Annotated in this window: 15 protein-coding genes and 6 tRNA genes; 10 read left to right on the top strand and 11 right to left on the bottom strand. The window is 35.8% G+C overall.

Annotation, left to right across the window (positions count from 1 at the left end):
• Together JN09_RS07745 and rpmB are read right to left on the bottom strand one after the other, a co-directional pair.
• The coding region (locus JN09_RS07745) for an IS1/IS1595 family N-terminal zinc-binding domain-containing protein (protein ID WP_444850776.1) at positions 1-88 on the bottom strand (88 nt) is incomplete at its 3' end.
• 253 nt (positions 89-341) lie between these two features.
• Positions 342-530, bottom strand: coding sequence for a 50S ribosomal protein L28 (gene rpmB / locus JN09_RS07240; protein ID WP_204434390.1), 189 nt, complete (start codon positions 528-530; stop codon positions 342-344).
• A gap of 500 nt (positions 531-1030) precedes the next feature.
• Here rpmB and fakA point away from each other — a divergent pair, with 500 nt between their 5' ends.
• The 5 genes from fakA (at position 1031) to JN09_RS07215 (ending at position 5262) form a co-directional block, all read left to right on the top strand.
• Positions 1031-2710 carry a DAK2 domain-containing protein gene (fakA, locus tag JN09_RS07235; protein WP_204434388.1) on the top strand — a complete coding sequence of 560 codons (1680 nt, stop codon included), beginning with the start codon at positions 1031-1033 and terminating at the stop codon, positions 2708-2710.
• 39 nt (positions 2711-2749) lie between these two features.
• Positions 2750-2835, top strand: a tRNA-Leu gene (locus JN09_RS07230).
• 208 nt (positions 2836-3043) lie between these two features.
• The gene (locus JN09_RS07225; RefSeq protein ID WP_204434385.1) at positions 3044-3586 is read left to right on the top strand and encodes a DUF402 domain-containing protein; all 543 of its coding nucleotides are present in this window, start codon (positions 3044-3046) and stop codon (positions 3584-3586) included.
• Positions 3587-3612: 26 nt separating this feature from the next.
• The gene (locus tag JN09_RS07220) at positions 3613-4542 is read left to right on the top strand and encodes an aromatic acid exporter family protein (protein ID WP_204434383.1); all 930 of its coding nucleotides are present in this window, start codon (positions 3613-3615) and stop codon (positions 4540-4542) included.
• A 39-nt stretch (positions 4543-4581) separates the two neighbouring features.
• Positions 4582-5262, top strand: coding sequence for a hypothetical protein (locus JN09_RS07215; RefSeq protein WP_204434381.1), 681 nt, complete (start codon positions 4582-4584; stop codon positions 5260-5262).
• 139 nt (positions 5263-5401) lie between these two features.
• Here the strand turns inward: JN09_RS07215 and JN09_RS07210 are convergent.
• The 5 genes from JN09_RS07210 to JN09_RS07190 all read right to left on the bottom strand — a co-directional run bounded on the left by JN09_RS07210 (position 5402) and on the right by JN09_RS07190 (position 6987).
• A tRNA-Gly gene (locus JN09_RS07210) sits at positions 5402-5476 on the bottom strand.
• Between the two features lie 67 nt (positions 5477-5543).
• Positions 5544-5620, bottom strand: a tRNA-Pro gene (locus JN09_RS07205).
• 11 nt (positions 5621-5631) lie between these two features.
• Positions 5632-5708 (bottom strand) — tRNA-Arg (locus JN09_RS07200).
• 10 nt (positions 5709-5718) lie between these two features.
• Positions 5719-5794, bottom strand: a tRNA-Asp gene (locus JN09_RS07195).
• Positions 5795-5820: 26 nt separating this feature from the next.
• The gene (locus JN09_RS07190; RefSeq protein ID WP_204434379.1) at positions 5821-6987 is read right to left on the bottom strand and encodes a site-2 protease family protein; all 1167 of its coding nucleotides are present in this window, start codon (positions 6985-6987) and stop codon (positions 5821-5823) included.
• Positions 6988-7071: 84 nt separating this feature from the next.
• Here JN09_RS07190 and JN09_RS07185 point away from each other — a divergent pair, with 84 nt between their 5' ends.
• The 3 genes from JN09_RS07185 (at position 7072) to speB (ending at position 9805) form a co-directional block, all read left to right on the top strand.
• Positions 7072-7374, top strand: coding sequence for a hypothetical protein (locus JN09_RS07185; RefSeq protein ID WP_204434377.1), 303 nt, complete (start codon positions 7072-7074; stop codon positions 7372-7374).
• Between the two features lie 87 nt (positions 7375-7461).
• Positions 7462-8955 carry an aminotransferase class I/II-fold pyridoxal phosphate-dependent enzyme gene (locus JN09_RS07180; RefSeq protein WP_204434375.1) on the top strand — a complete coding sequence of 498 codons (1494 nt, stop codon included), beginning with the start codon at positions 7462-7464 and terminating at the stop codon, positions 8953-8955.
• The gene (gene speB, locus JN09_RS07175; protein WP_204434373.1) at positions 8945-9805 is read left to right on the top strand and encodes an agmatinase; all 861 of its coding nucleotides are present in this window, start codon (positions 8945-8947) and stop codon (positions 9803-9805) included. The genes JN09_RS07180 and speB overlap by 11 nt, the downstream gene beginning before the upstream one ends.
• A 38-nt stretch (positions 9806-9843) precedes the next feature.
• On the opposite strand, the gene adhE is transcribed toward speB, so the two are convergent.
• From adhE to JN09_RS07160, 3 genes are all read right to left on the bottom strand, one after another.
• Positions 9844-12471, bottom strand: coding sequence for a bifunctional acetaldehyde-CoA/alcohol dehydrogenase (gene adhE, locus JN09_RS07170; RefSeq protein WP_204434371.1), 2628 nt, complete (start codon positions 12469-12471; stop codon positions 9844-9846).
• A gap of 167 nt (positions 12472-12638) precedes the next feature.
• Positions 12639-13208, bottom strand: coding sequence for a GNAT family N-acetyltransferase (locus JN09_RS07165; RefSeq protein WP_204434370.1), 570 nt, complete (start codon positions 13206-13208; stop codon positions 12639-12641).
• A 126-nt stretch (positions 13209-13334) separates the two neighbouring features.
• Positions 13335-13408 (bottom strand) — tRNA-Thr (locus JN09_RS07160).
• 74 nt (positions 13409-13482) lie between these two features.
• Here JN09_RS07160 and JN09_RS07155 point away from each other — a divergent pair.
• Positions 13483-15210 carry an ABC transporter ATP-binding protein gene (locus JN09_RS07155; protein ID WP_204434368.1) on the top strand — a complete coding sequence of 576 codons (1728 nt, stop codon included), beginning with the start codon at positions 13483-13485 and terminating at the stop codon, positions 15208-15210.
• Positions 15207-16988 carry an ABC transporter ATP-binding protein gene (locus JN09_RS07150; protein WP_235985214.1) on the top strand — a complete coding sequence of 594 codons (1782 nt, stop codon included), beginning with the start codon at positions 15207-15209 and terminating at the stop codon, positions 16986-16988. The genes JN09_RS07155 and JN09_RS07150 overlap by 4 nt, the downstream gene beginning before the upstream one ends.
• A gap of 56 nt (positions 16989-17044) precedes the next feature.
• On the opposite strand, the gene JN09_RS07145 is transcribed toward JN09_RS07150, so the two are convergent.
• Positions 17045-17491: a pentapeptide repeat-containing protein gene (locus tag JN09_RS07145; protein ID WP_204434366.1), complete on the bottom strand. Its 447-nt coding sequence runs from the start codon at positions 17489-17491 to the stop codon at positions 17045-17047.
• Positions 17492-17693 lie beyond the last annotated feature (202 nt).

The following is a 17693-nucleotide window of genomic DNA, read 5'->3' as shown; positions in this document are numbered from 1 at the left end:
GACAAAAATACCTCTGAACACCTGTTTTAGTTCTCCCATGTTTGATGGATGGATGCCCACAGGTTGGGCAATAAGTTAAATTTGACATAGAACGTTCCTAGACTACAAAAGCGAGTACTTTATCCCCAGGAACGTCGCCAAACAATTCAAGGATAAAATACTCGCTTTTATAGTTCCTTTTTTAATATTGTTTGGCATTGTCATTATATCATATTTTAGTATTCAATTGTCATCAGTTTTTGGATGGTGAGATGTTGTCTTTGTTAAGATATCAATCCTACACGTGACCAACACTCTTCACCACTCGTCAGAAAAAAAAAAGGCTATTGGCCTTATTTTTTTTAAGCTCTTGTAAGTGTACCCTTTTTAAGTGCACGTGCAGAAACTTTAACTTTTTTAACATTACCATCTTCATCGATGATTCTTACTGTTTGTAAATTAATTTTCCATGTACGTCTAGATGCATTTAGTGCGTGGGATCTTGTATTACCAAAGGAAGTACCTTTACCTGTTAAATAACATTTTGCCATAATTTCACTCCTTTACTTCGCGCATGAAAACTATAACATAGTATAAAATAAAAAGCAACTGATTTTGCGTTAAAACTATAAAAAATAGCATACACTTGTTTCTAATTGATAAACAACATCGTTTATTTGATGATTGGATAATTGTTCGGTATTCTACTGAATTACTCCGCACATGTGCATGTGCGTAGGCGCATCTCTAATTAAGTAATTCACAAGTTATTATTCATATTATATGAGGCTTTACAGCGCAATTAAGCGATAAAGTGGCAAAATCATTTTAGTTATTTTTCTCACTCTAAAATAGTTGAAATATTTACTCTCTAATATGATATAATATAGACGTATCATGATATAGTTGCAATTTCAAAATATTCATGATATACTGAAAAAGCCTTTAAAAAATAATAATTAATAATGCCTTTAACCCTTAATATAAGGATCTAAATATATCGAAAATTTCATCACCTTAAAGTCATTTTGATTAATCAGGAGGATTACAAATGGCAAACACAGTCAGCGGTTCACTATTTAAGAAAATGGTAACCAACGGTGCAATTAACCTTAAGAACAATCATCAAGAAATCAATCACTTAAACGTATTTCCGGTACCGGATGGCGATACAGGTACAAACATGCAAATGACAATGATGGCGGGCGTAAAAGAAGTATCAGCGCTTGATTCTAAGTCTATCGTGGATGTATCAAAAATTCTATCAAGAGGATTACTAATGGGCGCTAGAGGCAACTCTGGTGTTATTCTATCGCAGTTTTTCCGTGGCGTTTATAGCGAAATGGCAAAAATCAAAAATGGATCAGCAACAGTCGATGAATTCATCGCTGCTTTAGTTGGTGGATACCAAATGGCTTATCGTGCCGTTATGACACCCGTTGAAGGAACCATTCTAACAGTTGTTAGAGAAGCTGCAGAAAATGTACTACGTGAAAGACCAAAACTAAAATCGGTTGAAGACGTATTACAATGCTACTTAATTCAAGCTCAAAGATCTCTAGACAAGACCCCAGAATTATTACCAGTATTAAAACAAGCTGGTGTAGTTGACTCGGGTGGAGCTGGTTTTATTAAGATCATCGAAGGTATGTTATTGGCTGCACAAGGCCAAACATTAGCCTTAAAACAAGATGTTCAAGAAGTACCTCAACACGAAGAAGGCTTCCAAGGTAAGAATATCGAAGATTTCAACATTGAATTCGGTTATTGTACAGAATTTATTGTTAAATTACATAACATTCAAGACTTTGACCAAGAGAATCTAAGAAATACCCTACTTCAAATGGGGGATTCTTTAGTGTTAGTTCAAGACGAAGAACTTGTAAAAGTACACGTACATACTAACCAACCAGGTGTTGCAATCACTTTAGGTCAAAAATATGGTGATCTTCAAACAATGAAGGTTGAAAACATGAGATTACAACACGGTCAAGTGGTTGATAGTCTTCATGAACATGACCACAATCATGACCATAAAGAAGAAAGCTATCAAACTGTTAAAGAAGAACGTTCTAAATATGGTGTTATCGCTGTATGCTTTGGAGATGGCATTAAACAAGCTTTCAAAGAACTTGGCGTAGACTACATCATTGATGGTGGACAAACAATGAACCCACCTACAGAAGAGTTTATTAAGGCTGTAAAAGCTGTTAATGCTGAAAATGTCATCATTTTACCTAATAACTCTAACGTAATTCTATCTGCTGAACAAACATTAACCCTTTGTGAAGACGAAAACATTCGTGTCTTAAAGACTAAGAGTGTTGGACAAGGTTATGCATCACTAATGGTATTTGATAATACACAAGAAGTTGATGATAATATTGAATCTATGAGCGAAATTATCTCAAATATGACTACAGGTGAATTAACCTATGCAGTTCGAGATACAGAAATGAACGGTGTAAAGATCCAAAAAGGCGATTTCATCGGTATTTCAAAAGGAAACATCTTAGTATCCATTCCAAATCGTTTAGAAGCTATTAAAGGCTTATTAGACTCGATTGTTAAGGAGACATCCGAGATTGTTACACTATTCTTTGGTAAAGACGTTGAAGAATCTGAAGTTCAATTGGTTAAGGAATACCTACTAACCATTAACGAAGATATTGAAGTCGAAATTATCAATGGTAAACAAGATATTTACGCTTATATAGTAGCAGTTGAGTAAACATTCAATGGGTATAATTTAGGTTATACCCTTTACTTTGTGGATATGGCGGAATGGTAGACGCGCATGTTTGAGGGGCATGTGGCTTTTAGGCTGTGTGAGTTCAAATCTCATTATCCACACCATGTAAATAATAACGGCTTAATAAAGCCGTTTTTTGTTATATAAATATATTCAATACATATTTTTAGTATGAATGATAATATTTTATGCATATTTATTTTGAGTATATATTTCTACTATCATTCGTTTTCTCTGATCATTTATATATAAATCATTTTAGCTGGTTACGGATTCATGATATAATAAATGTAATTTATGGAGGTGAGTTTTATGAAACCACTGAATGTTGGTGACGCCGTCCAAATTCATAGTTATAAACACAACAAAACACTACATCGAATTTGGAGAACGGCAACCGTGATCAAACAAACTGAGAATTGTCTTATTCTCGGAAATTATAAAACCAGAGTGATTGAGTCAGATGGCAGAAACTGGATGACTAAGGAACCTGCAATCTGTTACTTTTTCAAAGACAAATGGTTTAACGTAATTGGTATGTTAAAATCCGATGGCATCTATTATTATTGTAACCTCTCGAGTCCTTATCTTTATGATGGTGAAGCGGTGAAATACATAGATTATGATTTGGATGTTAGAGTCTCACGAGATGGATCACTTAAAATTTTGGACGAGGATGAGTATTTAAAACATCAACTCAAGTTCCGTTATTCGGATGACATTAAAGAGATTGTCGAGAAAGAACTACAAGACTTAATCAAAATGATTGAGAATAAAGAACTTCCATTTGACCACTCATATGTCATGGAATGTTATGAACTATATAAGGAATACAAAAATACCAGCAAGAAATAGCTGGTTTTTTATGAAAGAGGACAAACATGAAACCATGGATGATACAAGCGCTTAAAATGGTTTTTGGCGCATTTATTGCTATTGAGTTGTCCGAGCTATTAGGACTATCTTATAGTGTTACTGCAGGCGTAATCGTCATACTATCCATTCAAAAAACCAAACGACAATCGATCAATATCGCCATTAAGCGTGTAATTGCTTCATTGATTGGATTAACCATATCGGTTGTCGTCTTTAAACTATTAGGATTTGAGTTATATGCATTCATTCTAGCTTTATTTTTATTCGTACCGCTTGCTTTCTATCTAAAGGTAGACGATGGCATCGTAGTCACAACCGTGTTAGTGTCACATATTCTTTTAGGGGCGAATCTCAGTCTTGCCTTGAATGCTGTATACATTTTATTAGTTGGCGTGATTATTGCATTACTGATTAACTTATACATGCCGAGTTTTCAAAAAAGAATAGAACTAGAAATAAATTCGATCGACCAAGAACTTAGAAATAGTATTAGTGATATCGTTAATGAGGTTAAACCTAATTTTAGTGCGTTATCGGTTCTTATTGAAAAAGCGATGTCTAGAATTCAAAGAGAATCAGAAAACAAGTTATTCTCACCTAAAGATATGAACATCGAGTATGTTATTATGAGGAAGGAACAACTTCGTGTATTGGTAGAAATTCAAAATGACTTATTTAAGGTTATTAAAACGGAATACAAACATACAATCATCGAGTTCTTATCAAAAGTCAAAGATGGGATTGGTAAAGATAATATGGCACGACCATTATTAGTATCCCTCAATAACCTACGAGAAGAGTTTAAGACTAAACCGCTTCCTGTAACCAGAGATGAGTTTGAAGAACGTGCGTTATTATTCCACATTCTTCATGATTTAGAGACGTTTTTACAAGCTAAAGTATCTTATCACCAAATGGTGGACAAAACACGTTAAAACCCCTATTTTAGGGTAAAAATATAAGGAGATTATTTTATGAAGTTACATAAGGCTTTACCAGAATTAGTTCAACTGATTATTGTTGTGCTTTTGACGTTTTACGGCGTATATGAACGCATCAATGACAAATTCAATTTCATTGACTCGCTCATTCAGTACATACCACTACTAATCATCAGTTTCATTGCGATTTGGGCAATGTATAAGTCAAAAGGCTTAGTCAGTTTCTTATTAGTATTAATCACATTCTATCCAAACGGGATTATGGAGTTTGCAAATTGGTTATTTGGAATCTTTGATAATGGCATCAACCTTGATGGTTATGTAGCATTAAGATTGGTTATCACTGTATTCTTAATTATGATGGTGATTTCCTACTTATTTGATAATCCAAAGACCTCTAAGAAGAACTATAATATCGAAATAGGTGTCCTATTTGGGTATTTAGCATATTCATTGCTTTATCAAAGTGTTCCAAATGCACTATATCTACTAGTATTACCATTGGTAATCTATGTATTTGGATCTGATTTCTTAGGCGTATTATTCATGATTTCAAAACTAATTACCATTCCACTTATTCTATTTAAAACCTTAGATGCAAACATAGAATTATCGAATAGTGCATGGATCTACTATATTCTTGGTATTGTGTTACTCGTTTTCTCATTTGTAGCCTTAAGCAAGAACATTTCAAAGAATGGATATAATGCATAAAAGTCGAGCAATCGACTTTTTTTATGTTTCAAGTGTTGATATCCATCATTAAAGGCTTAATAAAGAACGATTATATAGGATGATTTTTGGTGATATAAAAAATAAAAAACGGCTTTAATTAGCCGTTAATTGGTATTTTTGGAGCGGGCGAGGGGAATCGAACCCCCATATCATGCTTGGCAAGCACGTATATTAACCATTATATTACGCCCACAGCATTATTATGATAACAAGGATGAGTTTTATTGTCAACTCTTTTTATCATATTTTTTAAATTATAGTGGTCGGGATGACAGGATTTGAACCTGCGACCTCCTGGTCCCAAACCAGGCGCTCTACCAAGCTAAGCTACATCCCGAGATTATTATATGGCGCGTCGTAAAGGATTTGAACCCTCAACCCTCTGATCCGAAGTCAGATGCTCTATCCAGTTGAGCTAACGACGCAAAATCAAAGTGGCGGTCCGGACGGGAATTGAACCCGCGATCTCCAGTGTGACAGACTGGCATGTTAACCACTACACCACCGGACCAGCATGATGAATTATATCATAACTCATCATGCGTTTTCAAGAGGTATTGCGGGGATTTTGTTAGAAAGGCTGAAACCCTGATTATGGCTCTCTTCAGACTTAAAGAAATCAGGAATACCTTCAAAGACAAAACTGAATCTTGAAGGGCTAATGTGTTTGGTTTCTTTTAAATAAGCACTATGATCTGCATAACCTAAGACATGTTCGGTTTGTTTCATAATATAGGTCTTTGTGATTACTGGAAGCTTCAATGCCTCTAGCTGTGTTTTAAAGTGGACGAATAATGTATCTGCTTTATCTTTCATCCCATAACGAACGAGAAAATATAGAATATATTGAGCTAGTGGAATATAAGATTCTTTCCTAACAAATCGCTTAATTAAAAAAGCGTGTGTGTGAATGTATGACGCACGTGTTATAAGTGGTACGATCCATTCATCTTCTTGGAATACATAATAGTCATAAAGGGTTGAAAGAATGGGTAGTATCTCATTTGGGAAATCCGATACTGGATACTTCTCAATTTGAGTTTCTAACATCTTTAAATGATAAGAAGACAGGTTATTTGTATATTGGGTAATAATGGATGCTTTAAACAATGGATCTTCATTAAACTTCTTATAGGCTTTAAAATCACCGTATATCTCATCGGTTGAGATATTTGATGTTAAGGTAAATAAAACACCAAACAGTAGTGTGTATAAAGAAAATGGGGTAAAGAATGGAGATGTATGGAATAATACTAAGTTCATGATAACAATCAAGGCAGTATATATTATCGTAAATAATGGCGCTGCGATTAAAGACTTAGAGATTGCTTTTGCATATCTATAGTAGGACAATTCCTCCTTAATTGAATCTATTTCAGGCATAACCATTCCACCGCCTAATTTAAGCAGTTTAAAGTTGAACTTGAAATGCCATTTCCCCTCATTTTTGGATAAGACGAAGAACAAAACTAGTAATGCTTTGATCTTCATCCCGTTCATCACGAACGCGATTAAATGTGTGAGTTCATGCAAGAAGACAGATAAAAAGAAACTCAATAAGAAAATAAGTATCTGAAAATAAAAAGGCAATTTAAATAAACTGCTAAAAAGCTCACTTATGTACCCATTATGAAAAAGAGGACTAGTGATGAATCCTAATAGTAAAGCAGCTAAAACGTATATCGGAAATCTGTATTTTTTCATATAACCACCACTTTCATTATAACACGGCAAAATCCTTATTGAAAAATGAATCAAATGTGATACTATCATACTTGAGGTAAAAATATGAAACAATCCAAAATGACTCTTAGAGTCTGTCAACATACAAACATTATTACATTTATTCTTTCTACTACGATTTTATTTAGCGTCATTCTTAGTCATCGATTATTAAACCTTTCACATACCCCGTTATTTAGTCTATTGTCAATGATTAATCAGGGGTTTATCTTGGTTTCATTGGCGATATTGGTATATGAGACACTTAAGAAAAGTCATATTAACCGTACAAAGATTACATGGGTCTTTTTCATAGTGTCTTCATTACTAACGATAACGTCCGTTATGCTCGAGAAAATGGTTTTTTAAAATCATTATTTTCGATCTACAAAGTGTTTTTTTCTGTCATATGCATGATTTCATGTTAAAATACGTTTAAGAAAGGTTTTGATATATTTGAAGGACATTAAACAACAAAAGACTCCCTTTTTTACAAAACTAAAAGAATATGGTTTATCAGATGTCGTTCCATTTGATGTGCCAGGACATAAACTTGGTAGACGCCCAAATGAGTTGAGCGATTTTGCTGGGAAACAGATATACCAATTGGATGCGAACGCACCTAGAGGTCTAGATACCTTATCTAAACCAACAGGCGTTATTATGGAAGCACAACAACTTTGTGCAGAAGCATTCAACGCAGACAAAGCATATTTTCTAACATCCGGAACAACCGGAGGGATTATCGCCATGATCATGGCGACTGTCAGAGCCAAAGAAAAGATCATTTTACCTAGAAATGTTCATAAAAGTGTCATTAATGCGCTTATTTTTAGTGGAGCGGTACCTGTCTTTGTCAAACCTGATTTGGATAATCACTTAGGGATTGCTAATGGCGTTTCCTTCGAGTTAATGAAAAAAGCCATCGACAATAACCCAGATGCAAAAGCTGTGTTTGTGATCAATCCAACCTATTTTGGGATTGTTTCAGACTTAAAGAGAATCACCGACTATGCTCATGAGAAAGACATGCTTGTCTTAGTAGATGAAGCGCATGGGGCACAGTTTTATTTTTCAAATGAACTGCCTGAAAGTGCGATGGACTTAGGCGCAGATATCGCAGCAACCTCGATGCATAAAACAGGTGTTTCATTTACACAAAGTTCGATCCTTTTAACGAAAGGAGATCGAGTGGATCAAAATAAACTTCAAACCACTTTAAATATGATTCATTCAACCTCTCCATCGGCACTCTTACTCGCGAGTCTTGACGTTGCGAGAAAACAAATGTATTTTGAAGGCGAAGAAGGCATTCATAAAGCCTTGGAGCTTAGAGAATCGATGACAGAAAAGTTTAACTCAATTAGAGGGATTTCGTTAATCGATGAATCTTACGCTGTTAAACGTGGGTTTGATTTCGGATTTGACAAAACAAAACTGGTCATTAAAGTTTCCGAACTAGGATTAACAGGTTTCGATGTATACAGAATGTTAAAAGACCGCTATGATATTCAATTAGAATTAGCTGAAACCTATTTGGTTTTAGCCATCATTACAATGGCAACCGATCGAAGTGATTTAGAAAGACTTTGCAATGCGCTAAAACAAATATCAGATGAGTTTTATGATGATACACCAAGTTTAAAGAAAATTAAGTTTCATTACAATTTTCCAGAACCTTTTGTTAGACCACGCGAAGCATACCACGCACCACACAAGATTGTACCTCTAGCAGATTCCCTCAACGAGATATCTGCTGAATCCATCATGATTTACCCTCCAGGAATTCCATTGTTGATTCCAGGCGAAATCATTGAGGAATCATTTTTAGAAGACTTAGACTTTTACCAACAAAGTGGATCAGTCATCTTCTCGGAACTTAATAACGGCTATATTAAAGTTATAGATAAAGACAATTGGATTAAATGGGAGGACTCAGATGAGTTTTAAGAAAGTAGATTTATCATTCCAAAGTTGCAAATCGGAATACAGTGAAGCAGATGTGGTTATTTTTTCCTGTCCAATGGATTCAACCACTTCATTTAGACCAGGTACGCGTTTTGCAGGTAATGCAATTCGTGTAGATTCATTTGGTATTGAGTGGTATTCACCATACCGTAACATGGATTTAAAAGATTATAGAACCGCTGATATTGGCGATTTAGACTTACCAATTGGATTAGTTGAAGATGCGCTAGATATGATTTATGACACAACTAAGACAATCCTTAAAGACAACAAAAAACCAATGATGATTGGTGGAGAACATTTAGTTACGTTACCTGTGTTTAAAGCAGTAGTTGAGAAATATCCAGATGTCCATATGATTCATTTGGATGCCCATACTGACTTAAGAGACGAATTCTTTGGTCGTAAGTTATCCCATGCCACAGTCATTAGAAGATGTTTTGACTTAGTCGGACCGGGCAAGATTTACCAGTTCGGTATTCGTTCTGGAGACAAGCACGAATTTGAATGGGCAGGTAAAGGAAACACGCACCTACGCAAATTTGACTTTGAAGGCTTAAAAGAAGTAGTAGACTCACTAAAAGGTAAACCAGTCTACATTACAGTCGACTTAGACGTCCTTGATCCAGGTGTTTTCCCAGGTACAGGTACACCTGAACCAGGTGGGATGCAATACAAGGATTTATTAAAAGCATTCGATTTATTCGAAACGCTTGATAATATCGTTGGTGCAGACTTTGTTGAACTTAACCCATATTTAGACCCATCTGGGGCTTCCAATGCGGTTGCAGTAAAAACTTTAAGAGAAATGGTATTACTATTACACAAATAAGAAAACGAGCACACCTTTAAGTAGATGTGCTCGTTTTCTTATTTTGTGCCGTAATAGGCTTTGATTAATATTTCTTTCATATCAGCTACAAGTGGTAGTCTTGGGTTAGCTGGGCTACATTGATCTTCATATGCTAGATAAGCTAAAGACTCAGCCATTTCTAAGTAGCGCTTTTCTTCAACGCCTTGTTCCTGAATAGACATCTTGATTCCAATGGATTTTCCAAGTTCATGTACTGCATCTGCAAGTGCATTTACCCCTTCAGCAGTTGTGTTAAATGGCAACCCTAAGAATCTCGCAATGGTTGCGTATTTTTCATCAGCTACATAGGATTCATATTTTGGCCAAGTAGATAGTTTTTGAGGTCTTTGACCATTGTATCTAATAACATGAGGTAACAGAATTGCGTTTGTTCTACCGTGAATTAAATGGAATTCTGCCCCTAGTTTATGTGCCATAGAGTGGCTGATACCTAAGAAGGCATTACCAAAAGCCATTCCGGCAATGGTTGAAGCATTGTGCATTTTTTCACGTGCTAGTGGATCGTTTTTACCATTATCAACAGAACGTTTTAAGTAATCAAACACGAGTTTAATCGCTTGTAATGCAAGCGCATCTGTATAGTCATTTGCAAGGGTTGAAACGTAAGCTTCAATGGCATGCGTTAAGACGTCCATACCTGTATCTGCAGTCACGCTCTTTGGTAGACTCATTGTTAAGGATGGGTCAATGATTGCAATGGTTGGGGTTAATGAGTAGTCAGCAAGTGGGTATTTCTTATTTTCTTTTTTATCAGAAATAACTGCAAACGGAGTGACTTCACTACCTGTACCAGAAGTAGTTGGGATACAAACCAATTTAGATTTTTTACCAAGTTCTGGGTATCTAAATGCACGTTTACGAATGTCTAAGAATTTTTGTTTTAGATCATCAAAGTTGACACTTGGATTTTCATAGTATAACCACATGACCTTCGCGGCATCCATTGGAGAGCCCCCACCTAGAGCGATGATGGTATCTGGTTCAAAGGCTCTCATGATGTCATAGCCTTTCATAACAGTGTCAATGCTTGGATCTGGTTCAACATCACAGAATAGTTGAACAGAGACTTTATTTCTTCTTAAATTAAGTTGGTCAGTGACTTTTTGAACATACCCCAAATCAACCATTTGACGGTCTGTTACGATGAATACACGTTCCATCTCACGCATTTGTCTTAAATACTCAATCGAATCTTTTTCGAAATATATCTTTCCGGGAATTTTAAACCATTGCATATTATTTTTACGTTTACCTACTTTCTTAATGTTTAGTAGGTTTATGGCATATACGTTATCGCCCACGGAGTTTTTACCATAAGACCCACACCCAAGGGTCAATGAAGGAATTAAGGCATTGTATACGCCTCCGATTCCACCAAATGTTGATGGGCTATTGTGAAGCACGCGAATGGCTTTGATTGTTTTAGAGAACTTCTCTACGATTTGTTTGTTTTCACTATGGATAGCTGCACTGTGACCTAACCCATTAAACTCAACCATTTGTCTACTAAGTTTTATGCCTTCATCTGAAGACTTAGCCTTGATTAAAGCAATGACTGGAGACAGTTTTTCTCTAGTTAGAGGTTCTTTTACGCCTACTTCATTACAGATAACCCCAATCACATTGGTTTTTTCAGGGATTTCAAATCCAGCGTTTTTAGCGATGTTATAGGCACTCATCCCGACCACTACTGGGTTAAGCTTTGCTGCATCGTAATTTTTGTCAGTGACATTAAACATATAAGCTTCTAGTAAGGCTTTTTCTTTTTTATCGCAGACATATAAGCCGTAAGTCTTGAATTCATTAATGGTTTCATCATAGATTTCTGAATCCATAATTACCGCTTGTTCACTAGCACATACCATTCCATTATCAAACGCTTTAGATAGAATTATGTCAGCGACTGCACGTTTAATATTCGCAGATTTTTCGATGTATGCTGGAACGTTACCAGCACCAACCCCTAATGCAGGCTTACCACAACTATAAGCGGCTTTAACCATCGCGTTACCACCAGTTGCTAGTATTGTAGCAACATCTTCATGGTTCATTAAAAGGTTTGTTTTTTCAATCGAAGGGTTAGATATCCAAGAAATACAGTTTTCTGGAGCCCCTGCTAAAATGGCAGCTTCTCTACAAATCTGTGCAGCTTCTGTACTACAGTTTTGAGCACTTGGATGGAAAGCGAAAATAATCGGGTTTCTAGTTTTTAAGGCAATCAGTGATTTAAAGATCACCGTTGCGGTTGGGTTTGTAACAGGCGTAATTCCACAAACAACCCCTACTGGGTCAGCGATTTCTGTAATTCCAGTTACTTCATCCTCTTTAATGACACCTACAGTTTTTAAGTGTCTCATGTGGTTGATGACATATTCAACAGCAAATAAGTTTTTGGTTGCTTTGTCTTCAAAAATACCTCTTTTTGTTTCTTCAACTGCAAGTTTAGCTAAATGACCATGTGCATTTAGTGCAGCAACAGAAACCTTCGCTACGATATGGTCAATAGCATCTTGATCGAGTTTGTAAAAAGCCTCAAGAGCATCTTTTGCATTCGTAACTAAAGAATCAATCTCGGCAGTAGCGGATAAAAGTGCTACCTCTTTTTGTTCCTTTACGGTTTGCATATTCAGTTTCCTTTCGTTTCTTTATGCCTTCATTATAAATCGTTTATTATTACAATGAATAACGAAAACGCTTTACTAAATTTATGAAAACGCAATCATACTATAAACGGTTTTTACGCCTTTATTAAGGTGAAATCCCTTTATGTAATAAAAAATGAAAATGCACGTCATTTGGCATTTTCATCTCTTAAGTCCTTAATCATATAGAATTCTTTCAATATACGTCCGTCTTTAAGCTTGATGGCATTCGGAATAAAAGAAGTCGTCACAAATCCCATTTTTTCATAAAGCCTAATGCCTCTATCATTGGTTTCAATTACTTCAAGTTCAAGTTGTTCAATGTTATCGGATTTTGCAACCCTAATCATCTCACTAATTAAGGTTTGACCCAGTCCAAGATTCCAATACGCTTTTAGTATTCCAATGCCCATCACCGCTCTATGTTTGTTCTTTAGTTTGGTTTTATAACTCATATGGCAGTTAGCGATAATAGCACCGTCATTAGACAGACAAGTAATCATCAAGTCGTTTGGTGATTGAAAAGTCCGGTTGATAAAAGCTCCTTCAGATTCGATGGAGATTGAATCGTATTCTTCTGGATAAGTTAGTATGTATTCTGTTTCAGAGGCAAGTTGTCTGACGAAACTTAATAGTCTAGACGCATCTTCAACTAACGCGTTCCTTAAGGTAACGATATGACCGTTCTTTAGTGTGATTTTTTTCTCATTATACAGCATTGTAAACACATCCTTTAGTTAATTATAACGGATAATTATTGTTTTATAGCCTATTAATTTAGAACAGTTATCGTTTTCTCTATAAAAGAAAAATGACTCTAGTGGAGTCATTTGATTGGATATAAATGGTGCCCTCAGCGAGAATCGAACTTGCAACACAGCCTTACCATGGCTGCGTTATACCATTTAACTATGAGGGCAGCAAACTTATTATACAAAATCAAAACGGTAATTTCAACCCAAATATGATAATATATATAAAGGAAGTGTTATAATGAAAAAAATATTACAATTGTTAAAACCATATAAGAAGACATTATCGGTCTCATTAACCCTAAAATCGCTAGGGACAATGGCAGACCTTTTTTTACCGTTTTTAATCGCCTACATGATTGACGATGTTATTCCAAAGACTGAAACGGGCAATTTAATGCCATTTTATCTAGTTGGACTGTTGATGCTTGCAATCGCATTAGTCGGGTGGATTATGAACATTGTTGCTAACCGTACTGCTGAAAGAATTGCTGCTAGTGCCATCAAGCAATTAAGGCATGATCTATTCGAAAAAATCGAAGGATTATCCTCAAAACAAGTAGATCATTTTACTAGACCTTCACTGATTTCTAGAATGACTTCGGACACTTACAATTTATATAACGCTACAGCCGGAATTCAGCGCCTTGGCGTCAGAGCACCAGTATTACTATTGGGTGGAATCATCATGTCATTTCTAGTTGACCCAATCCTGACTTTAGTCATGGTAGCAACATTACCCTTCATAGGCATTTTAGTATTTAGAGTCTCAAAAAGAGGGATTCCCCTTTATAAAGAGATTCAAATTAAAACCGATAAATTGATTAGAACCGTTAGAGAGTTTATTACGGGGGCTAGAGTCATCAAAGCCTTATCGATGAGTAAACATGAAGAAGAACGATTCGATAAGGATAATACACAAACCGTTAAAGGTGAACTGAAAGCACACTACACAATGGCAGTGATTAATCCAACCATGAATGCGATTGTAAACGTTGGCCTCGTTTTAGTCTTAGTCTTCGGGGCATATAGAATCGATCAAAACTATATTCAAAAAGGCGATATAACAGCATTTGTTACCTATTTTACGCTAATTCTAAACGCGATGATGTCGATTACAAGAGTGTTTGTGATGATCTCTCGTGCTCAGGCTTCTGGGGCAAGAGTAGATGAGGTTCTTTTAATTGAAGATGACATCTTAGATGGTAATGAATTAGTAGAAGAATATGATTTAGAACCACATATCGAGTTTAACAATGTCTGTTTTTCATACAATAAGCAAAAGGACAATATTTCTAATATATCTTTTAAACTCTATAAAGGTCAAACACTTGGAATTATTGGCTCAACAGGAAGTGGTAAGACCACACTAATCAACCTCTTAATGCGTTTTTATGATATTGATTCAGGGCGTATTTCTTACTATGGTAAAGACATTAAGTCGCTCAAAATCGAATCATTAAGACAAACCATTGGACTGGTTTTACAACAAGACTTAATCTTTAGCGAATCCATCTATGAAAACATCCAATTTAATCGAACAAAAATCGAGCAAATGGATGTAGAATTAGCAACCAAAATTGCACAAGCAGAGTTCATTTATGAACGTGATGATGCCTTTGATAATCAAATGGCAACACGTGGAATGAACTTATCGGGTGGTCAAAAACAACGTGTCTTGATCGCAAGAGCAATTGCCGGGAAACCAAAATTACTCATCTTAGATGACGCCTCAAGTGCACTGGATTATCAAACCGATATGAAGATGAGGCAAGCGCTTAATGACGCCTTAAATGACACAACCAAAATCATTATAGCCCAACGTATTTCAAGCATCAAAGATGCAGATTTAATCTTAGTATTGGAACAAGGACGGATTATTGCGAAAGGGACGCACGATGAACTCTTGAAGTCATCGGAAAACTATCAAAAACTTGCCAATCATCAGATGGGTGGTGTTGCCGTATGATGTACGCAGGAAAACAAAGAGCAAAACAAAACGATGGCGCACAAAAAGCCAAAAACAAAAAGTACGTTTTAAAACGTTTATGGGATTATCTAACGTTTTATAAAGCCAGACTCTTTTTAGCAATCTTCTTAATGCTAGTCTCAAACTTATTATCTTTAGTCGGTCCATTCTTAACAGGTAAAATTGTTACATCGATGGAAGATGGTGTTAAGTTTAAGGAAGTATACATCTACGCGGTTTTAATGGTCTTATTCTATGTAATCAGTGCCATAATGAACTATATTTTATCGATTGCCATGGTTAAAATCAGCCAAAGTGTCGTTTATAAGATGCGCAAGGATGTCTTTAAAAAACTCACCGAAGTCCCAGTAAGCTATTTTGACACCAACCAAACCGGGGATATCATCTCTAAAATGAGTTATGACATCGATACGATTAATACCTCGCTTGCGACAGATGTGATTAGTATTTTCACAAGTCTAATCACCGTCGTTATTTCGTTTGTGATGATGTTAATCATGTCACCTATATTGTCTTTAATCTTCATCCTTACAATCCCACTATCTTTCTTCTTTACGAAGACGTTATCAAAGATTGTCAAGAAAAAATACCGTATCAGAAATATGAAACTTGGCGAACTTAATGGGTTTGCTGAAGAAATGATTACAGGTCAAAAAACCATTCAATCCTATGTTGGTGAAAAGCGCGTATTGGAGCGCTTTGATCGAATCAATGAAGAAGCCAGTGAAGCTTCTTATAAAGCAGGCTACTACGGTACCATCGTCGGACCAACCGTTAACTTTATTTCAAACTTATCTGTGACCCTAGTTGGGGTGTTTGGAGGTATTTTATACTTCCAAGGCAATATTAAACTAGGCACCCTTACAAGCTTTACACTCTATTCTAGAAGGTTCTCTGGTCCAATTAACCAAATGTCTAATATATTCGCAGACATTCAAAGTGCCCTAGCAGCGGCAGAAAGAGTATTTAATCTCATTGACCAAAAACCAGAAGTGAAAGATAAAGAAACTGCAGTTCTTTATGAAAATGTTGAGGGGCAAATTGAATTTGACCATGTACATTTTTCATATGATAAAAAGACGCCAATCATCAAAGATTTATCCTTCTATGCTGAAAAAGGTAAAGTTGTCGCAATCGTAGGTCCAACCGGTGCAGGTAAAACCACATTAGTTAACTTACTCATGCGCTTTTATGACATTGACCAAGGGGCAATATATGCGGATTCAGTCAGCATCGATGATTATACCAGAAGCAGTCTAAGAAGGTCATTTTCAATGGTATTACAAGATACTTGGTTATTTACCGGAACCATTTATGAGAATATTGCCTATGGAAATGGTGAAGTGTCGAAAGAAGCAGTCATTGAAGCTGCTAAAAAAGCGAAGATTCATGACTTTATCATGGCATTACCTAATGGGTATGATCAAGTGTTATCGGATGAAGGCCTAAATATTTCCAAAGGACAAAAGCAATTACTGGTTATTGCCAGAGCAATGCTTTCTAATACAAAGATGTTAATCCTCGATGAAGCAACCTCAAACGTTGATACTCAAACAGAAATAGATATCCAACATGCAATGCTTCAACTGATGGAGAATAAGACCAGCTTTGTGATTGCACATAGATTATCTACCATTCAAAATGCAGATTGGATTCTTGTTATGAAAGATGGAAACATCATCGAACAAGGTAAACACCAATCCTTAATCGATTCAAAAGGATTCTACTATCAACTGTATCAAGCACAATTTGAATAAAATAACAAAGGCATGCGGATATGAGACTGTTAAGACTCATAACGCATGCCTTTTATCTATTCTTTTACCTTTACCCCAAGTAGTTTGACTAACATTGGTGCTTGAAATGAATCTATCGTTAGGCCTCTTAAGCTTTCATAATCAAACGATACTAGATCAATGATTGAATCACTCAAGTCAACCCCACGCAAGTTTGCCTTACTGAAGTTAGAACTTGTTAAGTCACAAGCACTAAATGAAACGGCCTTGATGATGGGTTCACTAAAATAGGTCTCTTCTAAAATAGAGGATTTAAACAAAACTTGATTGAATGTGGCTTTCGAAAAATTTAGATAGATGGTTTTTACCCCAATAAACAGCACGTCCTTAAAACTGGATTCAGTAAAAGAAGTACCCAAAAGCTTAGAGTCTCTAAATATAACTCGAGTGAACCCCATTTTATTTAAGTCTAAGTTTGATAAATCGCAATTTTCAAATACCACATCTAGAAATGTACAATCCACAAATACAATACCATAAAAGACAATTTGCTCGAATATCACACTATCAAATGTGACACTTTTAACACCCCAATCAAGAAGTCCCCTACCTCTATAGGTGGTGGGATGAATTGATTTATTTTATATTTACAAAACATAATAAATAATGTTATAATAAAGGTGTATTCATACACGTTTCTGCACTCTACTGAAAGCCAAGGTGACC

This window comes from Paracholeplasma morum (genome assembly GCF_016907055.1).
Lineage (GTDB): Bacteria > Bacillota_I > Bacilli_A > Acholeplasmatales > UBA5453 > Paracholeplasma > Paracholeplasma morum.
The sequence above is the reverse complement of the archived record's forward strand: the minus strand, read 5'-3'. Positions and strand labels throughout refer to the sequence as shown.

What these genes read in the sequence shown, in the direction of transcription:
- rpmB (WP_204434390.1), bottom strand. Translation starts at nt 530, where the DNA reads ATGGCAAAATGTTATTTAACAGGTAAAGGTACTTCCTTTGGTAATACA.
- fakA (WP_204434388.1), top strand. Translation starts at nt 1,031, where the DNA reads ATGGCAAACACAGTCAGCGGTTCACTATTTAAGAAAATGGTAACCAAC.
- JN09_RS07225 (WP_204434385.1), top strand. Translation starts at nt 3,044, where the DNA reads ATGAAACCACTGAATGTTGGTGACGCCGTCCAAATTCATAGTTATAAA.
- JN09_RS07220 (WP_204434383.1), top strand. Translation starts at nt 3,613, where the DNA reads ATGAAACCATGGATGATACAAGCGCTTAAAATGGTTTTTGGCGCATTT.
- JN09_RS07215 (WP_204434381.1), top strand. Translation starts at nt 4,582, where the DNA reads ATGAAGTTACATAAGGCTTTACCAGAATTAGTTCAACTGATTATTGTT.
- JN09_RS07190 (WP_204434379.1), bottom strand. Translation starts at nt 6,987, where the DNA reads ATGAAAAAATACAGATTTCCGATATACGTTTTAGCTGCTTTACTATTA.
- JN09_RS07185 (WP_204434377.1), top strand. Translation starts at nt 7,072, where the DNA reads ATGAAACAATCCAAAATGACTCTTAGAGTCTGTCAACATACAAACATT.
- speB (WP_204434373.1), top strand. Translation starts at nt 8,945, where the DNA reads ATGAGTTTTAAGAAAGTAGATTTATCATTCCAAAGTTGCAAATCGGAA.
- adhE (WP_204434371.1), bottom strand. Translation starts at nt 12,471, where the DNA reads ATGCAAACCGTAAAGGAACAAAAAGAGGTAGCACTTTTATCCGCTACT.
- JN09_RS07165 (WP_204434370.1), bottom strand. Translation starts at nt 13,208, where the DNA reads ATGCTGTATAATGAGAAAAAAATCACACTAAAGAACGGTCATATCGTT.
- JN09_RS07155 (WP_204434368.1), top strand. Translation starts at nt 13,483, where the DNA reads ATGAAAAAAATATTACAATTGTTAAAACCATATAAGAAGACATTATCG.
- JN09_RS07150 (WP_235985214.1), top strand. Translation starts at nt 15,207, where the DNA reads ATGATGTACGCAGGAAAACAAAGAGCAAAACAAAACGATGGCGCACAA.